At 62.0% G+C, this 19,346-nt stretch carries 17 protein-coding genes; 11 read left to right on the forward strand and 6 right to left on the reverse strand.

The features are described 5' to 3' along the window. Positions 1–7: 7 nt before the first annotated feature. Positions 8–1,228, reverse strand: coding sequence for a gephyrin-like molybdotransferase Glp (gene glp, locus VE092_RS22840; protein ID WP_324880188.1), 1,221 nt, complete (start codon positions 1,226–1,228; stop codon positions 8–10). A gap of 217 nt (positions 1,229–1,445) precedes the next feature. After that, the gene (thrC, locus tag VE092_RS22845; RefSeq protein WP_324880189.1) at positions 1,446–2,906 is read right to left on the reverse strand and encodes a threonine synthase; all 1,461 of its coding nucleotides are present in this window, start codon (positions 2,904–2,906) and stop codon (positions 1,446–1,448) included. A 314-nt stretch (positions 2,907–3,220) separates the two neighbouring features. Between thrC and VE092_RS22850 the strand changes: the two genes are divergently transcribed. Beyond that, a complete protein-coding gene (locus tag VE092_RS22850) occupies positions 3,221–3,658 on the forward strand; it encodes a surface-adhesin E family protein (RefSeq protein ID WP_324880190.1) in 438 nt (145 codons plus the stop codon). Positions 3,659–3,770: 112 nt separating this feature from the next. On the opposite strand, the gene VE092_RS22855 is transcribed toward VE092_RS22850, so the two are convergent. Both VE092_RS22855 and VE092_RS22860 read right to left on the reverse strand, forming a co-directional pair. Further along, the gene (locus VE092_RS22855; RefSeq protein ID WP_324880191.1) at positions 3,771–5,081 is read right to left on the reverse strand and encodes a homoserine dehydrogenase; all 1,311 of its coding nucleotides are present in this window, start codon (positions 5,079–5,081) and stop codon (positions 3,771–3,773) included. A 72-nt stretch (positions 5,082–5,153) separates the two neighbouring features. Further along, positions 5,154–6,383 (reverse strand): pyridoxal phosphate-dependent aminotransferase, encoded by a 1,230-nt coding sequence (locus VE092_RS22860; RefSeq protein WP_006462627.1) that lies wholly within the window; start codon positions 6,381–6,383, stop codon positions 5,154–5,156. 393 nt (positions 6,384–6,776) lie between these two features. On the opposite strand from VE092_RS22860, the gene VE092_RS22865 reads away from it, so the two are divergent. The 10 genes from VE092_RS22865 (at position 6,777) to VE092_RS22910 (ending at position 17,524) form a co-directional block, all read left to right on the forward strand. Beyond that, complete coding sequence (locus tag VE092_RS22865) at positions 6,777–7,157, forward strand: Mth938-like domain-containing protein (RefSeq protein WP_077237067.1); 381 nt, start codon at positions 6,777–6,779, stop codon at positions 7,155–7,157. A gap of 55 nt (positions 7,158–7,212) precedes the next feature. Next, entirely contained in the window at positions 7,213–8,973 is a 1,761-nt protein-coding gene (locus VE092_RS22870) for a glycosyltransferase family 39 protein (protein ID WP_324880192.1), read from the forward strand. Continuing rightward, positions 8,970–9,341, forward strand: a complete 372-nt coding sequence (locus VE092_RS22875; RefSeq protein WP_006462630.1) for an EamA family transporter — start codon at positions 8,970–8,972, stop codon at positions 9,339–9,341. The genes VE092_RS22870 and VE092_RS22875 overlap by 4 nt, the downstream gene beginning before the upstream one ends. A gap of 83 nt (positions 9,342–9,424) precedes the next feature. Then, entirely contained in the window at positions 9,425–10,555 is a 1,131-nt protein-coding gene (locus VE092_RS22880; protein ID WP_324880193.1) for a DegT/DnrJ/EryC1/StrS aminotransferase family protein, read from the forward strand. 180 nt (positions 10,556–10,735) lie between these two features. Continuing rightward, positions 10,736–11,692 carry a glycosyltransferase gene (locus VE092_RS22885; protein ID WP_324880194.1) on the forward strand — a complete coding sequence of 319 codons (957 nt, stop codon included), beginning with the start codon at positions 10,736–10,738 and terminating at the stop codon, positions 11,690–11,692. After that, positions 11,689–12,606 carry a formyltransferase gene (locus VE092_RS22890; protein ID WP_324880195.1) on the forward strand — a complete coding sequence of 306 codons (918 nt, stop codon included), beginning with the start codon at positions 11,689–11,691 and terminating at the stop codon, positions 12,604–12,606. The genes VE092_RS22885 and VE092_RS22890 overlap by 4 nt, the downstream gene beginning before the upstream one ends. A 29-nt stretch (positions 12,607–12,635) precedes the next feature. Continuing rightward, entirely contained in the window at positions 12,636–13,691 is a 1,056-nt protein-coding gene (locus VE092_RS22895) for a bifunctional UDP-4-keto-pentose/UDP-xylose synthase (protein WP_006462634.1), read from the forward strand. Between the two features lie 254 nt (positions 13,692–13,945). Continuing rightward, a complete protein-coding gene (locus VE092_RS22900; RefSeq protein ID WP_324880196.1) occupies positions 13,946–14,887 on the forward strand; it encodes a xylanase in 942 nt (313 codons plus the stop codon). A 70-nt stretch (positions 14,888–14,957) separates the two neighbouring features. Next, positions 14,958–15,434: a peroxiredoxin gene (locus VE092_RS22905; RefSeq protein WP_102662957.1), complete on the forward strand. Its 477-nt coding sequence runs from the start codon at positions 14,958–14,960 to the stop codon at positions 15,432–15,434. A gap of 386 nt (positions 15,435–15,820) precedes the next feature. Then, positions 15,821–17,524 carry a PhoH family protein gene (locus tag VE092_RS22910; RefSeq protein ID WP_324880197.1) on the forward strand — a complete coding sequence of 568 codons (1,704 nt, stop codon included), beginning with the start codon at positions 15,821–15,823 and terminating at the stop codon, positions 17,522–17,524. Between the two features lie 93 nt (positions 17,525–17,617). Here VE092_RS22910 and VE092_RS22915 read toward each other — a convergent pair whose 3' ends face one another. Further along, positions 17,618–18,625 carry an inorganic phosphate transporter gene (locus VE092_RS22915; protein ID WP_324880198.1) on the reverse strand — a complete coding sequence of 336 codons (1,008 nt, stop codon included), beginning with the start codon at positions 18,623–18,625 and terminating at the stop codon, positions 17,618–17,620. A 60-nt stretch (positions 18,626–18,685) separates the two neighbouring features. Further along, positions 18,686–19,312, reverse strand: a complete 627-nt coding sequence (locus tag VE092_RS22920; protein WP_006462640.1) for a DUF47 domain-containing protein — start codon at positions 19,310–19,312, stop codon at positions 18,686–18,688. Positions 19,313–19,346 lie beyond the last annotated feature (34 nt).

Genomic DNA, 19,346 nt, shown 5'->3' on the forward strand with positions numbered 1-19,346 from the left:
GCAGCGCTCAGTTGAGCAGATGATCGAAGGCCAGGAACTGCACCATGTCGCCGGCGGCGATGGTCTGTCCGGGCGGGTTGTCGATCAGACCGTCGGCCCAGGCGGTCGAGGTCAGCACGGCCGAGCCCTGGCTGGGGAAGAGATCCAGGCCGCCCCGGGCATTGCGGCGCACGCGCAGGAATTCCTGGCGGCGGTCGGCGCGGGGCCAGTCGAAATCGGCGCGCATGCTCACCGCCTGCGGCAGCACGGCAGCGCGTGACAGACCCTGCAGACGCAGCAGGAAAGGTCGTACAAACAGCAGGAAGGTGACGAAGGAAGAGACAGGATTACCGGGCAAACCCATGAAGAACGCTTCACCCGCGCCCTCTTCCCCGCGCCGCACCTGACCAAAGGCCAGGGGCTTGCCGGGCTTCATGGCGATCTGCCACATGTTGATGCGCCCTTCCGCTTCCACGGCCGGCTTCACATGGTCTTCCTCGCCCACGGAAACACCGCCGCTGGTGATGATGAGGTCATGCTCGCGGGCGGCTTCGCGCAGGGTCTGGCGGGTGGCGGCCAGGTTGTCGGGAACGATGCCGTAGTCGCTGACGGCGCAACCCAGCTTTTGCAACAGGCCACGCAGGAGGAAGCGATTGGAGTTGTAGATGGCACCAGGCTTGAGGGGTTCGCCCGGCATGGTCAGTTCGTCGCCGGTGAAGAACACCGCCACCCTTACCCGGCGCAGTACCTCCAGTTCGGCCTGGCCGACCGAAGCCGCCAGCCCCAGTTCCTGCGGGCGCAGGCGCGTGCCGGCGTGGAGGATGGTGCTGCCCTGGCGGATGTCTTCGCCGATATAGCGCACCCATTCGCCACGGGTGGACACATGGCGGATCACGACGTGGTCACCGTCCACCTCGCAGGCTTCCTGCATGACGATGGCGTCTGCGCCCTCGGGCAGCATGGCGCCGGTGAAGATGCGGGCGGCCGTGCCGGCTTCCAGCGGCTGGCCGACGTGACCGGCGGGAATGCGCTGCGACACCCGCAGGCGCGCCTGGCCGGAGGCGCAATCGGCAGCGCGCACGGCATAGCCATCCATCTGTGAATTGTCCATGCCAGGCACGTTGATGTGGGCCTGCACGGGGGTGGCCAGCACGCGGTCGCAGGCGTCCAGGGTGGCGATGGTCTGGCTGCCGGTGACCGGCACGGCCGCATCAAGCAAGGTGTCGAGTGCCTGGGCGACGCTTTGCATAGGCGCGCGGGCGGGCTTGGCCGGGGAATCTGGAGAAGGAGCGGGCGTGGATTGCATGGTGGCTGACGGATGGGATGCGGAAAGTGCGCTGCTTTCTGGTCGATACCGGTCAATACAGCGACCCGACATTCTAATGCAATCGCCGCCCCTCCGCGGCCCATGAAAAACGCCGCCCGGGCCTATGCGCGGACGGCGTGATCGGGCAGACCGACGATGCTTACAGGCCCGTGTGCTCGGCCACGAAGGCCTTCACGCGGGCGGCATCGGCCGGCATGACCTCGAAGCGCTGCGGCAGCGCCTCGATGTTCTCGAAGCCGGCCGGGCGGTCGGCGTCGCGGCCCAGGGCTTCGCGGATGGTCTCGTTGAACTTGGCCGGCAAGGCGGTCTCCAGCACGATCATGGTCACGCCTGGGGTGAGGTTTTCGCGCGCCACCTTGATGCCGTCGGCGGTGTGGGTATCGACCGTGATGCCGTAGGTCTTTTCGGCGAAGCGGATGGTGTCCAGGCGGTCGGCGTGGGACGACTTGCCGGAGGCGAAACCGTACTTGATCACGCTGGCGAATTCATCGCCGTCGCTGCCGGGCTTGCCGGTCAGGTCGAAGCCACCGGCGGTCTCGACCTTATGGAACAGGGACTTGACGCGGGCGCTGTCGCGGCCCAGCAGGTCATAGACGAAGCGCTCGAAGTTGGAGGCCTTGCTGATATCCATGCTGGGGCTGCTGGTGTGGTAGGTCTCGGCCGACTTGCGCACGCGGTACACGCCGGTGCGGAAGAACTCGTCGAGCACGTCGTTCTCGTTGGTGGCCACCACCAGCTTGTCGATGGGCAGGCCCATCATGCGGGCGATGTGACCGGCGCAGATATTGCCGAAGTTGCCCGAAGGGACGGTGAAGGAGACCTTCTGTTCGTTGCTACTGGTCGCGGCCAGGTAGCCGCGGAAGTAGTACACCACCTGCGCCACCACGCGTGCCCAGTTGATCGAGTTGACGGTGCCGATCTTCTTGGCGGCCTTGTAGTCGAGGTCGTTGGAGATGGCCTTGACGATGTCCTGGCAATCGTCGAAGACGCCTTCCACCGCCAGGTTGAAGATGTTGGGGTCTTGCAGGCTGAACATCTGTGCGGTCTGGAAGGCGCTCATCTTCTTGTGCGGGGACAGCATGAAGACGCGGATGCCCTTCTTGCCACGCATGGCGTATTCGGCGGCGCTGCCGGTGTCACCGGAGGTGGCGCCGACGATATTGAGTTCGGCCCCCTGCTTGGCCAGGGCATACTCGAACAGGTTGCCCAGCAGTTGCATGGCCATGTCCTTGAAGGCCAGGGTAGGACCGTTGGACAGGCTTTGCAGTACCAGCTTGTTGCCGTCGCGCTCTTCCAGCGTACGCAGCGGGGTGATCTGGGCGGCGTCCTCGCCGGCGCGGGTATTGCGATACACGTCGGCGGTATAGGTCTTGTGCGCCAGCGCCTTGAGATCGGCTTCGGGGATATCGGTGGCGAACTTGCGCAGCACCTCGAAGGCCAGGTCGGCGTAGGACAGCTTGCGCCACTGGTCGAGCTCGGCGCCGCTCACCTGCGGATACTGCGCCGGGAGGTACAGGCCGCCGTCCGGGGCCAGGCCGCCCAGCAGGATTTCGGAGAAGGAAGGAGTTGCAGCGTGACCGCGAGTGGAGACGTATTGCATGTCGATAGGAAGCGCCGGCAGGCGGCTGGAGGGTGAATTGGCAGGAAAGCCTTGGATTATAAGGCCAGACGGGCTACGACAAAAGCGCAGCAAGGGGCCAGCCATGAAATCCCTGTGGCATCCGGGGCAAGGTGATCATGGGAAGGACTATTGCCCCGGAACATCACTGAGCTGAAATAAAACGTTACCACCCTTGAAAGCCGGCCATGGCCGGGCTATGCTGCGCCACTTCGTGTGCAGCGCCGGATTGGCGGAATGTTTGCACGCTGGCTACGTCAAAGACCTATTCAAACTCAACAAGGATGGAAAACGGCATGAATCACAAGACCAAGACCCTGCTCGCAACGACCGGCCTGTTGGCGGCCCTCCTGGCGAGTCTGCCGGCCCACGCCGAGAACTGGCAATCGCTGGGCGGCACCGACCAGTCGGAACTGCTGGTCGATACCGATTCCATCGTCGAGGCCGGTGGTATCCGCGAAGCCTGGTCGCTGTGGAACTTCAAGGAAGCGCGTCCCAACAATGGCGACAAGAGCTTCCCGTCGCTGAAGTCGTACAAGGACCTGCACCAGTACAACTGCAAGGCCGGCACCATGAAGCTGGTGCGCGAGATCATCTTTGCCGAGAACGATGGCAAGGGCGACAAGCGCGACCATTCCGACGCCCTCAAGGGCATGGACTTCGTCAAACCCAAGCCGATGTCGGTGGGTGACGCCATGCTGCAGGCGGTGTGCAGCTTCGAACTGAAGAAGTAGGACACAGCTGGACCGCCATCGCCCGGCGCGGCGGTCCGCCCTGCCGGAATAAAAAAAATCGGAGCCCGCGGGCTCCGATTTTCGTTGGCGGCAAGACCTGACCGGCCAGGGATCAGCTCAGCTCTTCCAGACGGATCTTGGTGACCTTGCCCACGACGGTGGACAGGGCTTCGATCTTGGCGATGGCGGCCTCGATGTTCTTTTCCTGGGTCTGGTGGGTCAGCATGATGATGTCGGTCTGCTGTTCACCTTCGCCCGGCTCCTTCTGCAGCATGGCGTCAATGGAGATGGTCGAATCGGCCAGGATGCGGGTGACATCGGCCAGCACGCCAGCCTGGTCGGCCACACGGATGCGCAGATAGTAGCTGGTCACCACTTCGCTCATGGGCAGCACCGGGGTATCGGCCATGGCATTGAGCTGGAAGGCCAGCGAAGGCACGTGGTGTTCCGGATCGGCCGTGGCCAGGCGGGTGATGTCGACCAGGTCGGCGATGACGGCCGAGGCGGTCGGCTCGGAACCGGCACCCTTGCCGTAGTACAGGGCTTCGCCGACAGCGTCGCCCCGCACCACCACGGCGTTCATGGCACCCTCGACATTGGCGATCAGGCGCGAGGCCGGGATCAGCGTCGGGTGCACGCGCAGTTCGATGCCCTTCCCTGTCTGGCGCGTGATGCCCAGCAGCTTGATGCGGTAGCCCAGCTTTTCGGCATAGGTGATGTCGCTGGCCTGCAGCTTGGTGATGCCTTCCACGTGGGCCTTGTCGAACTGCACCGGGATGCCGAAGGCGATCGAGGCCATGATGGTCAGCTTGTGGGCTGCATCCACACCTTCGATGTCGAAAGTGGGATCGGCCTCGGCATAGCCCAGGCGCTGCGCTTCCTTCAGGACCACGTCGAAATCCAGCCCCTTGTCGCGCATCTCGGAGAGAATGAAGTTGGTGGTGCCGTTGATGATGCCGGCCACCCACTGGATGCGGTTGGCGGTCAGGCCTTCACGCAGTGCCTTGATGATGGGGATGCCACCGGCCACGGCCGCCTCGAAGGCCACCATGACGCCCTTTTCCTGCGCGGCCTTGAAGATCTCGTTGCCATGCATGGCGATGAGGGCCTTGTTGGCGGTGACCACGTGCTTGCCGTTGGCAATCGCCTTGAGGACCAGGTCGCGGGCGATGTCGCAGCCACCGATCAGTTCGACGACGATATCGATCTCGGGATCGTTCACCACCAGGTTGCCGTCGTTGACGACCTTGACTTCGCCACGGGTCAGTTCGGTCGCGCGGGCAGTGTTGCGAACGGCGACCATGGTAATTTCAATGCCGCGGCCAGCACGGCGCGCAATCTCTTCCTGATTGCGCTTGAGAACATTGAAAGTACCGGAACCCACGGTGCCGATGCCGAGCAAACCTACTTTGATGGATTTCATATTGTCTTCGTGGTTGATGAAAAAGGCCGCCCGGCCCGCATCAGCGGGCTGGACGGGTTACTGCAGAAACGGTCAGGCGGTGCCGTGGCGGCGACGATAGCCCTCCAGGAAATGGGCGATGCGGCCCATGGATTCGGTCAGGTCGTCTGTATTGGGCAGGAACACCACGCGGAAGTGGTCCGGCGTGGGGCAGTTGAAGCCGGTACCTTGCACGATCAACACCTTTTCCTCGGCCAGCAGTTCGTAGGCGAACTCCTGGTCATCCTTGATCGGGTAGATCTCCGGGTCCAGGCGCGGGAACATGTACAGCGCCGACTTGGGCTTCACGCAGGTCACGCCCGGGATGTCGGTCAGGAGCTTGTGCGCCAGGTCGCGCTGCTTGGTCAGGCGGCCATTGGGGCCGACCAGGTCATTGATGCTCTGGTAGCCGCCCAGTGCGGTCTGGATCGCGAACTGGCCTGGCGCATTGGCGCACAGGCGCATTGAGGCCAGCATGTTGAGGCCTTCGATGTAGTCGCGGGCGTGCTTCTTCTCGCCCGAGACCACCATCCAGCCGGCACGATAGCCGCAGGAACGATAGTTCTTGGACAGGCCATTGAAGGTGATGAACAGCACATCATCGGCCAGCGAGGCCAGCGAGGTGTGGGTGTTGCCGTCGTAGAGCACCTTGTCGTAGATCTCGTCGGCCAGGATGATCAGCTGGTGCTGACGTGCCAGTTCGATGATTTCCTTGAGCACCTCGACCGAATAGAGCGCGCCGGTCGGGTTGTTGGGGTTGATGACAACGATGGCCTTGGTATTGGGGGTGATCTTCTTCTTGATGTCGGCGATATCGGGCTGCCAGCCTTGCTGCTCGTCGCAGACGTAATGCACGGGAGTGCCGCCGGACAGGCTCACGGCCGCCGTCCACAGCGGGTAGTCGGGGGACGGCACCAGCACTTCGTCGCCGGTGTTGAGCAGCGCGTTCACGCTCATGACGATCAGCTCGGAGGCGCCATTGCCGAGGTAGATATCATCGATGGTGACGCCTTCGATCTTCTTTTGCTGGGTGTAGTGCATGACCGACTTGCGCGGGGCGAACAGGCCCTTGGAGTCGGTATAGCCGGAGGCATTGCCCATGTTGCGGATCATGTCCTGCACGATCTCGTCGGGCGCATCGAAGCCGAAGGCGGCCAGGTTGCCGATGTTGAGCTTGATGATCTTGTGGCCCTCTTCCTCCATCTGACGCGCCTTTTCCAGCACGGGACCCCGAATGTCGTAACACACATCTGCCAGCTTCTTGGATTTCTGAATCGGTCGCACAGCTCTTCCTCTAATCGTTTCGCAGGGTTCGGCCAGCGTGGCCCCCATCGGATCTCATCGGGTCTCTCGGCTTGCATGGCGGGATCGGAACCTTTGCCTCCCGGCCCTCTCCATTAACACGCTTGCCGTCATTTTCCTGCATGTTCCTGCCCGCTGCAGTGCAATGTAAAGCACCTGCAAAAAGGCCGGCGGCGGCGCCCCACGGGCCGCCCGGGAACCGGCCATTTTGCCCAAAGCTAAGCATTTTATCAATCAAATAGGCGTGCGCCGGGGTCGGAAACGGCTACAATGGCGCACTTTACGACCACGTTGCCGCGATGCATGTCGCCATGACATCCCGGCCCGGCCGTCTGCCCGGACCGGGCGCCTGCAACCCATCCTGCCCATCCTGCGATGAAGCTCCACACGACCGAGACCAAGCAATACCAGACCGTCACCGCCTACGATGAGGACGGTGTCGAGCTCAATGCCATCCGTTTCACCAACAGCTTGCTGGTGCTGCCCGAAACCGAGCCGGTGCCCTGGCCGGTGGACAGCTTCGAGGCGCTCACCCCGCAGCATTTCGACCAGATCGACGCCACCGCGCCCGACGTGGTCATCCTGGGTACCGGCGAGCGCCAGCGCTTCGTCCACCCCAAGCTGACGACCGTGCTCACGGCGCGCCGCATCGGTGTGGAATGCATGGACAACCAGGCCGCCTGCCGCACCTACAATATCCTCATGGCCGAGGGACGCAAGGTGGCACTGGCGCTGATCATCGCGCCGCAAGCCTGAACCGGCACTTGCCGCGACAAGAAACCCAAGAACACGCAACAAGGAACCGCTGTCAATGCGCGAACTGTACAAATCCAAGGCGTTCGTCTGGACGCTGCTTATCCTCTTCCTGCTGGTCTGGTTCTGGATGCTGGGCGCTCGCGTCCTGGTGCCCACCGATGAAGGCCGCTACGCCGAGATGGCACGCGAAATGGTGGCCACGCAAGACTGGATCACCACCCGCCTGAACGGCATCAAGTATTTCGAAAAGCCGCCGCTGCAGACCTGGATGAATGCCATCACCTTCGAGCTGTTCGGCCTGGGTGAATGGCAGGCGCGCCTGTGGACGGGCCTGTGCGGCCTGCTCGGCATCGGTCTGGCCGGCTATACCGGAACCCGCGTCTTCAACGGCCGCGTGGGCTTCTATGCCGCACTGGTGCTGGCGTCCAGCTTCTTCTGGGCCGGCATGGGCCATATCAATACGCTGGACATGGGCCTGTCGGGCATGATGACCATCGCCCTGTGTGCCCTGCTGATGGCCCAGCGCGACGGCGCCTCCCGCGAGGGCCAGCGCAACTGGATGCTGCTGTGCTGGGCCGGCATGGCCCTGGCGGTGCTGTCCAAGGGGCTGATCGGCATCGTGCTGCCGGGCGCGGTGCTGGTGCTCTACACCTTCTTCGCCCGCGACTGGGCGATCTGGAAGCGCTTGCATCTGGTCAAGGGCCTGATCCTGTTCTTTGCCATCTGTACGCCCTGGTTCGTGGCGGTGTCGCTGCGCAACCCGGAATTCCCGCAGTTCTTCTTCATCCACGAACATTTCCAGCGCTTCACCACCAAGATCCATAGCCGCACCGGCCCTTGGTACTACTTCATTCCCATCCTGGTGCTGGGCATCATCCCGTGGCTGGGCGTGTTCTTCCAGAGCCTGTGGAAAGGCACCCGCGAACAGCGCGACACGGCCGGCTACAACAGCCTCAACGGCGGACGTTTCCAGCCCAAGCGGCTGCTGCTGGTGTGGGCAGTGTTCATCTTTGTGTTCTTCAGCATTTCGGACTCCAAACTGCCCTCCTACGTGTTGCCGATCTTCCCGGCGCTGGCGCTGCTGATCGCCTGCTACCTGGAAGAAGCCGATTACAAGGCGCTGGCCTGGGCCGGTTCGCTGGTGGCGCTGCCGGCCGCCGTGGCCCTGGCCTTTATCCCGCGCGTGCCCTCGCTGGCCAAGGATGCCTACTCGCTGCCGCTGGTCGAGGCGCATGTCCCCTACCTCTACGCCGCCACCCTGATCTTCTTCGTCGGCGGCATCGCCGCCATCCGCCTGGCGCGCCAGCACAAGGACTGGGCCGTCACCTCGCTGGCGGCGACCGCCTTCGTGGCCGGACAGCTGCTCTTGCTGGGCCATGACCCACAAGGACGCTATTCGGCCGGCGTCGACTACGTGCCGGCGCTGCAGGCCGAGCTCAAGCCGGAAACCCCGATCTACCTGGTCGGCCGCTATGAACAGGCCCTGCCCTTCTACCTGCGTCGCACCATGACCCTGGTGCAACACGCCGATGAAATGGAGTTCGGCCTGAAACAGGAACCGCAGCTGTGGCTGCCGACGGTGGATGCCTTCGTGGCACAGTGGGTGGCCGACAATGCGGCTGGCAAGAAGGACATCGCCATCATCGACCCGTCGATCTACAAGCAACTGGTCGAACGCAAGCTGCCGATGCGCCTGATCGGCCAGGATCCGCGCCGCGTCATCGTGGCCAATGATCCGCCGCCTGCGTCCACTCCTGCCGCTCCTGCCACCCATGGCTCTGCCCATGCCAACGGCGAGAAGAAGGCCGGCAAATGAACCTGGCGACCTTTGGCTTCATCTTTGTCGGCATCTGCCTGAACGCAGTAGCGCAACTGCTGCTCAAGGCCGGTACCAATGCCGTGGGTGCGATCCATCTGACCGCGGACAACTGGTTTTCCACCGGCCTGAAGCTGGCCACCCAGCTGCCCATTATCGGCGGCCTGTCGTGCTATGTGATCTCGGTGGGCGTGTGGATCATCGGCCTGTCGCGGGTGGACGTGACCATCGCCTATCCGCTGCTGTCCCTGGGTTACATCATCAACGCCATCGGCGCTTGGTATTTCCTGGGCGAGGCCATTTCCATGCAGCGCCTGCTGGCCATCGGCGTGATCATTGTCGGCGTGGTCTTGCTGACCCGAAGCTGATTTACAATACCGGGTTGCCGCGCGGCGCCCGCCAGCGCCGCGCCGGCCCTCCCATCCTGAATATCGCCTGACCGGATTCCACCATGAGCCTGCCTTCGCTGCCCTTCCTGCCTTTCGCCAAACCCACCATCGATGAAGCCACCATCGCCGCTGTCGGCGAGGTGCTGCGCTCGGGCTGGATCACCAGCGGCCCCAAGGTCCAGGCCTTCGAAAAGGCGCTGTCGGAATATCTGGGCGGGCGCATCGTACGTACCTTCAATTCCGGCACCTGCACGATGGAAATCGCGCTGCGCATCGCCGGCATTGGCCCCGGTGACGAAGTCATCACCACTCCCATCTCCTGGGTGGCAACCGCCAACGTGATCCTGGAAACCGGCGCTACGCCAGTATTTGCCGACATCGATCCGATCACCCGCAATATCGACCTGGACCGCCTGGAGGCGGCCATCACCCCGCGCACCAAGGCGATCATCCCGGTCTATCTGTCCGGTCTGCCGGTGGACATGGACCGCCTGTATGCGATCGCCGCCAAGCACAAGCTGCGCGTGGTGGAAGACGCCGCCCAGGCGCTGGGTGCGACCTGGAATGGCAAGCGCATCGGCTCGTTCGGCGACTTTGTCTCCTTCAGTCTGCAGGCCAACAAGAACATCACCAGCGCCGAAGGTGGCTTCCTGGTGCTCAACAATGCCGACGAAGCACGCCTGGCTGAGAAGTACCGCCTGCAGGGCGTCACCCGCAGCGGTTTCGACGGGCTGGAAGTGGACGTGCTGGGCGGCAAGTACAACCTGACCGATGTGAATGCCGCCATCGGCCTGGGCCAGTTTGCCCATATCGACGCAGTGACCGCCCACCGCAAGGAACTGGCACGCCATTACTTCGCCTGCTTCGGCAGCGACTTCGAAGCCAACTACGGCGCCCAGCTGCCGGTGGCCGACTTCGAGAACTCGAACTGGCACATGTTCCAGCTGGTGCTGCCGGAACGCATTACCCGTGCTGCCTTCATGGAAAAGATGATGGAAAAGCAGGTCGGCATCGGCTACCACTACCCGGCCATTCACCTGCTCAAGCTCTACCGTGAACGCGGCTTCAAGGAAGGCATGTTCCCGGTGGCCGAACGCGTTGGCCAGCGCATCGTTTCCCTGCCGATGTTCAATGTCATGCGTAAAGAGGACGTTGTGCGCGCGGTTGAAACGGTAAAATCGGTGCTGGGCTGATTTTTACGGAATTGTTCGAAAATTTCGGCATAATTCGATTTATTTGCATTTCCGCAATTTGTAGCCATCGCAATTCGTCACCCTTGCAACACGCTGGCCTGAACGCCGCGACCGCTACTGTCGCAGCGCATCGGGCCTTTGATTTATTTCAGTACCTGCATTTCCAGCATTCGATATTTGATGAAACCAGAACTGTCCGTCGTCATCCCGGTTTACAACGAGGAATCCGGGCTCTCCAAACTGTTCGAGCGCCTCTACCCGGCGCTGGACGCGCTGGGTTACAGCTATGAAGTCATCTTCGTCAACGATGGCAGCCGCGACCGCTCGGCCGGCATCCTGGCCGAACAGTATCGGCTGCGCCCGGATGTCACGCGGGTAGTGCTCTTCAATGGCAACTACGGTCAGCACATGGCCATCATGGCCGGCTTCGAGGCGACCCGGGGCGAAGTCGTGGTGACACTGGACGCCGACCTGCAGAATCCGCCGGAAGAAATCGGCAACCTGGTCGCCAAGATGCGCGAGGGCTACGACTATGTGGGCTCGATCCGCCGCAAGCGCCAGGATTCGGCCTGGCGCACCTATGCCTCCAAGGCCATGAACCGCCTGCGCGAAAAGATCACCCGCATCAAGATGACCGACCAGGGCAACATGCTGCGCGCCTATGGCCGCAACGTCATCGACCTGGTCAACCGCTGCAGCGAGGTCAATACCTTCGTGCCAGCCCTGGCCTACACCTTCTCGCGCAATCCGACCGAGATCGTGGTGGAGCATGAAGAGCGCTCGGCCGGGGAATCGAAATACTCCTTCTACAGCCTGATCCGCCTCAATTTCGACCTGGTAACCGGTTTTTCGCTGGTGCCGCTGCAGTTCTTCTCGCTGTTGGGGATCGGCCTGTCCTTCGCCTCGGCGGCGCTGTTCATCCTGATCGTACTGCGCCGCCTGCTGATCGGCGCGGAAGTGGGCGGCGTCTTCACGCTGTTCGCCATCACCTTCTTCCTGATGGGCGTGATCCTGTTCTCGATCGGCCTTTTGGGTGAATACATCGGCCGCATCTACATGCAGGTGCGTGCGCGCCCCCGCTATGTGGTGCAGGCCATCCTTGAGCAATCCTCTTCGGAAGACAAGCAAGCCCTATGAACGCCGTCGTATTCGCCTACCATGACGTGGGGGTGCGCTGCCTGAAAGTCTTGCTCGCCCGTGGCGTGCAGGTTTCGCTGGTGGTCACGCACGAAGACAATGCCGCCGAGAACATCTGGTTCGGCTCCGTGGCCGGGGTCTGCCGTGAGCACGGCATCACCTGCATCACTCCGACCGACCCCAAGTCGCCGCAATTGCTGGCGCAGGTGCAGGCGGCGCAGCCTGACTTTATCTTCAGTTTCTATTACCGCTACATGTTGCCGGTGGAAGTGCTGGCGACCGCCCGCCGTGGCGCCTACAACATGCACGGCTCGCTGCTGCCCAAGTACCGCGGCCGCGTGCCGATCAACTGGGCGGTGCTGCATGGCGAAACCGAGACCGGCGCCACCCTGCACGAAATGACCGTCAAGCCTGACGCCGGCAGCATCGTGGCCCAGACGGCCGTGCCCATCCTGCCCGACGACACGGCGCACGAAGTCTTCGGCAAGGTGGTGGTGGCTGCCGAGATGACCTTGTGGAATGCACTGCCAGCCATGCTGGCGGGTCGCACGCCGCAGCTGCCCAACGATCTGTCCAAGGGCAGCTACTTCAGCGGCCGCAAGCCCGAGGATGGCCGCATCGACTGGCGCCGCACCGCCCGCGAAGTCCATAATCTGGTGCGCGCGGTGGCGCCGCCCTACCCCGGCGCCTTCGAGGAAATCGCGGGTGATAAAATTACGGTCACGAGAACCCGGCTGGTTCCGCCATCGGCCCACCCTGCCCTGCAACGGGCCCATGGCATGCAGGACAAGTTCTTCGAAGGCGGCAAGTTGTACGCCCGTTGTGGCGATGGCAACTTCCTCCAGATCCTGGGCATCCAGATCAATGATCAGGATGCTTCACTCAACAATTACCTGAAATACATGGCCTCCTGAAGTCCGGCCATTCACTAGCTCTCAACATTATGAAAAAAGTCCTCATTCTCGGCGTCAACGGCTTCATCGGCCACCACCTGTCCAAGCGCATCCTGGAAACCACGGACTGGCACGTCTATGGCATGGACATGATGACTGACCGTATCACCGACATTCTGGAAAACGAGGCCTACAAGTCGCGCATGCACTTCTTCGAGGGCGACATCACCATCAACCAGGAATGGGTGGAATACCACGTCAAGAAGTGCGACGTGATCCTGCCGCTGGTGGCCATCGCCACCCCGTCGACCTACGTCAACGCCCCGCTGCGCGTGTTCGAGCTGGACTTCGAAGCCAACCTGCCGATCGTGCGTTCGGCTGCCAAGTACAAGAAGCACCTGGTCTTCCCCTCGACCTCGGAAGTCTATGGCATGTGCCACGACGAGGAATTCGATCCGGAAGAATCCGAGCTGATCTGTGGCCCGATCAACAAGCCGCGCTGGATCTACTCCTGCGCCAAGCAGCTGATGGACCGCGTGATCTGGGGCTACGGCATGGAAGCCGGCCTGAACTTCACCCTGTTCCGCCCGTTCAACTGGATCGGCGCCGGCCTGGACTCGATCCATACCCCCAAGGAGGGCTCGTCCCGCGTGGTGACCCAGTTCTTTGGCCACATCGTGCGCGGCGAGAACATCTCCCTGGTCGACGGCGGCCTGCAGAAGCGCGCCTTCACCTATATCGATGACGGCATCGATGCGCTGATGAAGATCATCGCCAACGAAGGCGGCGTGGCCACGGGCAAGATCTACAACATCGGCAACCCGGTCAACAACTACTCCATCAAGGATCTGGCCGACATGATGTTGAAGCTGGCTGCGGAGTATCCGGAATACGCCGACACCGCCAAGCAGGTGCAACTGGTGGAGACCACCTCCGCTGCCTACTACGGCAAGGGTTACCAGGACGTGCAGAACCGCGTCCCGAAGATCACCAATACCTGCGAAGAACTGAACTGGGCGCCCAAGACCACCATGGCCGACACCCTGCGCAACATCTTCGACGCCTACCGCAGCCAGGTCGCCGAAGCCCGCGCCCTGATGGACTGATTTCCATCCCGCCACGGCCCGCAAAACCGCGCTTCTGGCGCGGTTTTGTTTTTTCTGGCGAGAAACCGTCACAGAGACCATCATCATGAGCCGATCTGCAGCCTGTTTGCCCCATTTTGCTGCATCGCTGCATATTGTTCTATCGGCCGCACAATGCTAGTCTCGCAACTTGTCGGCGGGCGTTGGCGTCTTCTTCCAGAGCCCGCCCCACACCATGGCGCAACACGGCCATCACCCATTCCCGGTTCAGCGAATTGCCCAAACTCACACTCAAGATCGACGCCGACACCTATCGCGGCACCCGCGTCGGCGTCCCCAACCTGATCGCGCAATTGCGCCGCCATGGCGCCGGCGCCACCTTCCTGTTCTCGCTGGGCCCCGACCACACCGGCTGGGCGCTCAAGCAGATTTTCCGTCCGGGCTTCTTCAGCAAGGTGTCGCGCACCTCGGTGGTGGAGCACTATGGCATCAAGACCCTGATGTACGGCACTCTGCTGCCGGCACCGGACATCGGCAAGACCTGTGCCGGCTTCATGCGCCAGGCGCGTGATGCCGGCTTCGAATGCGGCATCCACACCTGGGACCACCGCGTCTGGCAGGACGATGTGCGTACCGCCGATGCCCAGTGGACGGTCGAGACCATGCACCGGTCCCATGCCCGTTACCGCGAGATTTTCGGCGAGACCCCGCGTACCCACGGCGCCGCCGGCTGGCAGATGAACGACCATGCCTTCGTGCAACTGGACCAGTTCGGCATGGCCTACTCCTCCGACGGTCGCTCGCAACTGCGCGAGGATGGCCGTCTGGCCGACCAGGATGCCGGCCCGCATCGGCTCTCGGCATTCGGCAAGCCGCTGTCCTGCGTGCAATTGCCGACCACCCTGCCGACGCTGGACGAAATCCTGGGCCGCGAGATCGGCGGCAAGCTGATCGATGCGGGCAAAGCCGCCGATTTCCTGCTGCAGTTGACAAGGGAGCCGCGTGACCATGTCTTCACCTTGCACGCCGAACTTGAAGGGCAGAAACTCGCCCCCATTTTCGAACGATTGCTGGCAGGCTGGCGCGCCCAGGGATACGAACTGGTCTCCATGGGTGACTATTACGACAGTATCCGCAACGACGTCCTGCCCATCCTGCCGATCAGCTGGGGCGAATTGCCCGGCCGCTCGGGCGAGATGATCGTTCAGGCCATGTAATCCGGGCAACAGATCGAGCTTCTGGCCGGCATCACTTCCACCAACAAGACTTCACCTACGGGGCGCCATTTTGACAGACCGACCATCCATCCTGAACAAGACCGTGCCGGAGTTCTCGGCCGCCATGACCAGTGGCAAGACCTTCAACCTGGCCGATTACCGGGGCAAGAACCTGGTGCTGTACTTCTATCCCAAGGACAATACCCCGGGCTGTACCACCGAGGGCATGCAGTTCCGCGACCTGCACCCGCAATTCCAGGCCGCCAATACCGAAATCTTCGGCATCAGCCGCGACAGCCTGAAGTCGCATGAAAACTTCAAAGGCAAGCTGGGCATGCCTTTCGAGCTGATCTCCGATCCCGATGAAACCCTGTGCACCATGTTCGATGTCATGAAGATGAAAAACATGTATGGCAAGCAGGTTCGCGGCGTGGAGCGCAGCACGTTTGTGATTGACGGCGCAGGTAAAGTGGTGAAAGAATGGCGTGGAGTGAAGGTTCCTGCCCACGTGGATGAGGTACTGGCCTTCATCAACACCCTTGCCTGAACTAAACGATATTCGCTGCCGCGACTGTCGTGTTGCCCAAAAGGCAGCTGGTTCCGGCAGCGAAGGATCCGTCTGGCAAGCGTTTCCGACGCGTTCGAAAAAAATGCGGTCAAACGATACAAGCCATTGAATTCAAACAGAAAAACGTTTGCTGGAAGCCGTTTCAGGTTTAGGCCTCAGGCCTGCCGAAACGGCTTTTTTACTTTTCGATTTGCCGCCACCTCTAATCAAGCCCTTGCCCACCCGTTTGCCAGCTTGCCCGGCAAGGGTTTCATTAGACTTCTCGGCCCGGCAGCTTCACCCTGCTTCCCTTTGCTGTTCGCTGTTCTGCTTCACCTGTTCGCTCTGACAAAGCGGAGTTTTCTTCATCCACTTCCGAGGTCCTGATGCCCCTGCCCAAAATGCCGAGCAAACCAGCTTCGATGCTGTCTCCCGAGGACTATCCCAAGGCCGATCGCAACAAGCCTGTCAAACCGAACATCACTCTCGTTGAAACGTCCGCTCCCGCTGTCGCACCACAAGAAGTCGCCGTAGCCGCTCCTCCCGTTGCCGATGCCAAGGTCGCAGCACCCCGTGCGCGCATCTCCGGCAAGACCGCTGCTGTCGCCGAAAAACCCAAAGCTGCGCCCAAGAGCGCCGAAGTCCGTCCCAAGTCGCCCACCAGCCGCGTGGCTGACAAGCTGGGCAAGTCCAAGCTGTTCGTGCTGGATACCAACGTGCTGATGCACGATCCGACCTCGCTGTTCCGCTTCGAGGAACACGACATCTACCTGCCCATGGTGACGCTGGAGGAGCTGGACAACCACAAGAAAGGCATGTCCGAAGTCGCCCGCAATGCGCGCCAGATCTCGCGTTCGCTGGATGCGCTGGTGTCCGACATCGCCGAGGACGCCATCGACCTGGGCATTCCGCTCTCCAAGCTGGGCAACAAGGATGCCAAGGGCCGTCTGTACTTCCAGACCAAGCTGCAGAATGCCGCCCTGCCGGAAGGCCTGCCCGAGGGCAAGGCCGACAACCAGATCCTGGGCGTGGTCCGGGCGCTGGACCAGCAGTATCCGGAGCGTCCGGTGGTGCTGGTGTCCAAGGACATCAACATGCGCCTGAAGGCGCGTGCCATTGGCCTGCCCGCCGAAGACTACTTCAACGACCACGTGCTGGAAGATACCGACCTGCTGTACTCGGGCATCCAGCAGCTGCCGGACGACTTCTGGAACAAGCACGGCAAGGGCATGGAGTCGTGGCAGGAAAGCCGCCACGGCAGCAGCTATACCTACTACCGCGTCACCGGTCCCTACGTGCCGTCGCTGCTGGTCAACCAGTTCGTCTTCATTGAGCCCAAGAACGGCGAACCGGCCTTCTATGGCCAGGTGACCCAGATCAACGGGAAGACGGCGGTACTGCAGACCCTGCGCGACTTCGGCCACGCCAAGAACAGCGTCTGGGGCATCACCGCCCGCAACCGCGAGCAGAACTTCGCGCTGAACCTGCTGATGAATCCGGAGTGCGACTTCGTCACCCTGCTGGGTCAGGCCGGTACCGGCAAGACCCTGCTGGCACTGGCTTCCGGCCTGGCGCAGGTGCTTGAAACCAAGCTCTACAACGAGATCATCGTCACCCGCGTGACGGTCCCGGTCGGCGAAGACATCGGTTTCCTGCCGGGGACCGAGGAAGAAAAGATGGGCCCCTGGATGGGCGCCTTCGACGACAACCTCGAAGTGCTCAACAAGTCTGACGGTGACGCCGGCGAATGGGGCCGTGCAGCGACCCAGGACCTGATCCGTTCGCGTATCAAGATCAAGTCGTTGAACTTCATGCGCGGTCGTACGTTCGTGAACAAGTTCTTGATCATCGATGAAGCGCAGAACCTCACGCCCAAGCAGATGAAGACGCTGGTCACGCGTGCAGGTCCGGGCACCAAGATCGTCTGCCTGGGCAATATCGCCCAGATCGACACGCCCTACCTGACCGAAGGCTCCAGCGGCCTGACCTATGTGGTCGACCGCTTCAAGGGCTGGGCGCACAGCGGCCACGTCACTCTGGCGCGGGGCGAGCGTTCCCGCCTGGCTGATCACGCCAGCGACGTGTTGTAAGCACTTTCCTTCCGCAACAAAGCAAAAAGCCACGAAGTTCGTGGCTTTTTGCTTTTGGACAGCCGCTGCACAGGCAACGACCAGGGGGATGGCTTACAGCACGTGCACGCCGATCCACCAGGCGATCGCCGCCACGAAGGCCGAAGCCGGGATGGTGAAGATCCAGGCCCAGACGATGTTGCTGGCCACGCCCCAACGCACGGCCGACATCTTCTGCGCCGCGCCCACCCCGACGATGGCGCCGGTGATGGTGTGGGTGGTGGAGACCGGGATACCCAGGGCAGTGGCGATGAACAGCGTGATGGCACCGCCGGTTTCGGCACAGAAACCACCGACCGGCTTCAACTTGGTGATCTTCTGTCCCATGGTCTTGACGATGCGCCAGCCACCGAACAAGGTACCCAGGCTGATGGCGCAGTAGCAGCAGATGATGACCCACATCGGCGGCGCTTCCGGCGAGGAATAACCCGAGGCGATCAACAGCATCCAGATGATGCCGATGGTCTTCTGCGCATCGTTGCCACCGTGGCCCAGGCTGTACATGGAGGCCGACAGCAACTGCAGGCGCCGGAACCAGCCATCGATCTTGCGGGGGGTGGAACGGAAGAATATCCACGACACCATGAGCATCATCAACGAGCCGAATACCAGGCCCAGCAAGGGCGACAGGACGATGAAGAGAATCGTCTTGAGCAAGCCCGCCGAGATCAGGGCCCCCGTGCCGGCCTTGGCCACAGCCGCACCGACCAGACCACCGATCAGGGCATGCGAGGACGAGGACGGAATGCCGTAGTACCAGGTCACGAGGTTCCAGAAGATGGCGCCGATCAAGGCCCCGAAGATGACGTACTGATCAACGATGGCGGGGTCGATGGTGCCCTTGCCGACCGAAGCCGCCACGTGCAACTGGTGGAAAACGAACACCGCGGCCAGGTTGAAGAAGGCCGCCATGGCCACGGCCGTCTGCGGGCGCAGCACACCGGTGGAGACCACGGTGGCAATCGCATTGGCGGCGTCGTGGAAGCCGTTCATGAAGTCGAACAGCAGCGCCAGGACGATCAACAGCGCGAGGATATGTAAGCTGATTTGGATTGTTTGCATGGGGAAACCGTTGTGTGAAGCCAGCGGCGTTCCCCGGAGGAATCGCCGCTACGCCGGGGATCAGGCGTTTTCGACGATGATGCCTTCGATGATGTTGGCCACGTCTTCGCAGCGATCGGTGACGGTTTCCAGGATTTCGTAGATGGCCTTGAGCTTGATGAGCGTGCGCACATCCGGCTCGTCGCGGAACAGCTTGGACATGGCAGCGCGCATGACGTGGTCGGCATCGGATTCCAGGCGGTCGATTTCCTGGCAGATGGCCAGGATCTGGCGCGAATTGTCCATGTTCGACAGCAGGCCCACGGCCGATTGCACCTTCTCCGCACAGGACAGGCACAACTCGGCCAGGCGCTTGGCTTCCGGCGTGATGGCCTTGATGTCGTACAGGGAGATGGTCTGGGCGGCATCTTCCAGCAGGTCCAGGATGTCATCCATGCGGGTGATCAGCTGGTGGATGTCATCGCGGTCCAGCGGGGTGATGAAGGTCTTGTGCAGCAACTCGATGGCATTGTGCGTGACCTTGTCGGCCTCCTTCTCGACGGCTTCAATGGCGTGCACACGGATTTCGAGGTCGTCGAAATTGGTCATCAGCGCCACCATTTCCTTCGCGCACTTGACCGCCAGCTCTGCATGCTGATTGAAAAGGTCAAAGAATTTGCCTTCCGTCGGCATCAATCGTCCAAACATTTTTCTCTCTCATCAATGGTTAGCGCCCGTATCG

The organism is Herbaspirillum sp., from assembly GCF_035644555.1.
Taxonomy (GTDB): Bacteria; Pseudomonadota; Gammaproteobacteria; order Burkholderiales; family Burkholderiaceae_D; genus Herbaspirillum.

Coding starts and splice junctions, on each gene's coding strand:
- VE092_RS22865 (WP_077237067.1), top strand. CDS start 6,777: ATGAAGCTCCACACGACCGAGACCAAGCAATACCAGACCGTCACCGCC.
- VE092_RS22885 (WP_324880194.1), top strand. CDS start 10,736: ATGAAACCAGAACTGTCCGTCGTCATCCCGGTTTACAACGAGGAATCC.
- VE092_RS22880 (WP_324880193.1), top strand. CDS start 9,425: ATGAGCCTGCCTTCGCTGCCCTTCCTGCCTTTCGCCAAACCCACCATC.
- VE092_RS22875 (WP_006462630.1), top strand. CDS start 8,970: ATGAACCTGGCGACCTTTGGCTTCATCTTTGTCGGCATCTGCCTGAAC.
- VE092_RS22910 (WP_324880197.1), top strand. CDS start 15,821: ATGCCCCTGCCCAAAATGCCGAGCAAACCAGCTTCGATGCTGTCTCCC.
- VE092_RS22855 (WP_324880191.1), bottom strand. CDS start 5,081: ATGAAATCCATCAAAGTAGGTTTGCTCGGCATCGGCACCGTGGGTTCC.
- VE092_RS22920 (WP_006462640.1), bottom strand. CDS start 19,312: ATGTTTGGACGATTGATGCCGACGGAAGGCAAATTCTTTGACCTTTTC.
- glp (WP_324880188.1), bottom strand. CDS start 1,228: ATGCAAAGCGTCGCCCAGGCACTCGACACCTTGCTTGATGCGGCCGTG.
- VE092_RS22915 (WP_324880198.1), bottom strand. CDS start 18,625: ATGCAAACAATCCAAATCAGCTTACATATCCTCGCGCTGTTGATCGTC.
- VE092_RS22895 (WP_006462634.1), top strand. CDS start 12,636: ATGAAAAAAGTCCTCATTCTCGGCGTCAACGGCTTCATCGGCCACCAC.
- VE092_RS22850 (WP_324880190.1), top strand. CDS start 3,221: ATGAATCACAAGACCAAGACCCTGCTCGCAACGACCGGCCTGTTGGCG.
- VE092_RS22870 (WP_324880192.1), top strand. CDS start 7,213: ATGCGCGAACTGTACAAATCCAAGGCGTTCGTCTGGACGCTGCTTATC.
- thrC (WP_324880189.1), bottom strand. CDS start 2,906: ATGCAATACGTCTCCACTCGCGGTCACGCTGCAACTCCTTCCTTCTCC.
- VE092_RS22890 (WP_324880195.1), top strand. CDS start 11,689: ATGAACGCCGTCGTATTCGCCTACCATGACGTGGGGGTGCGCTGCCTG.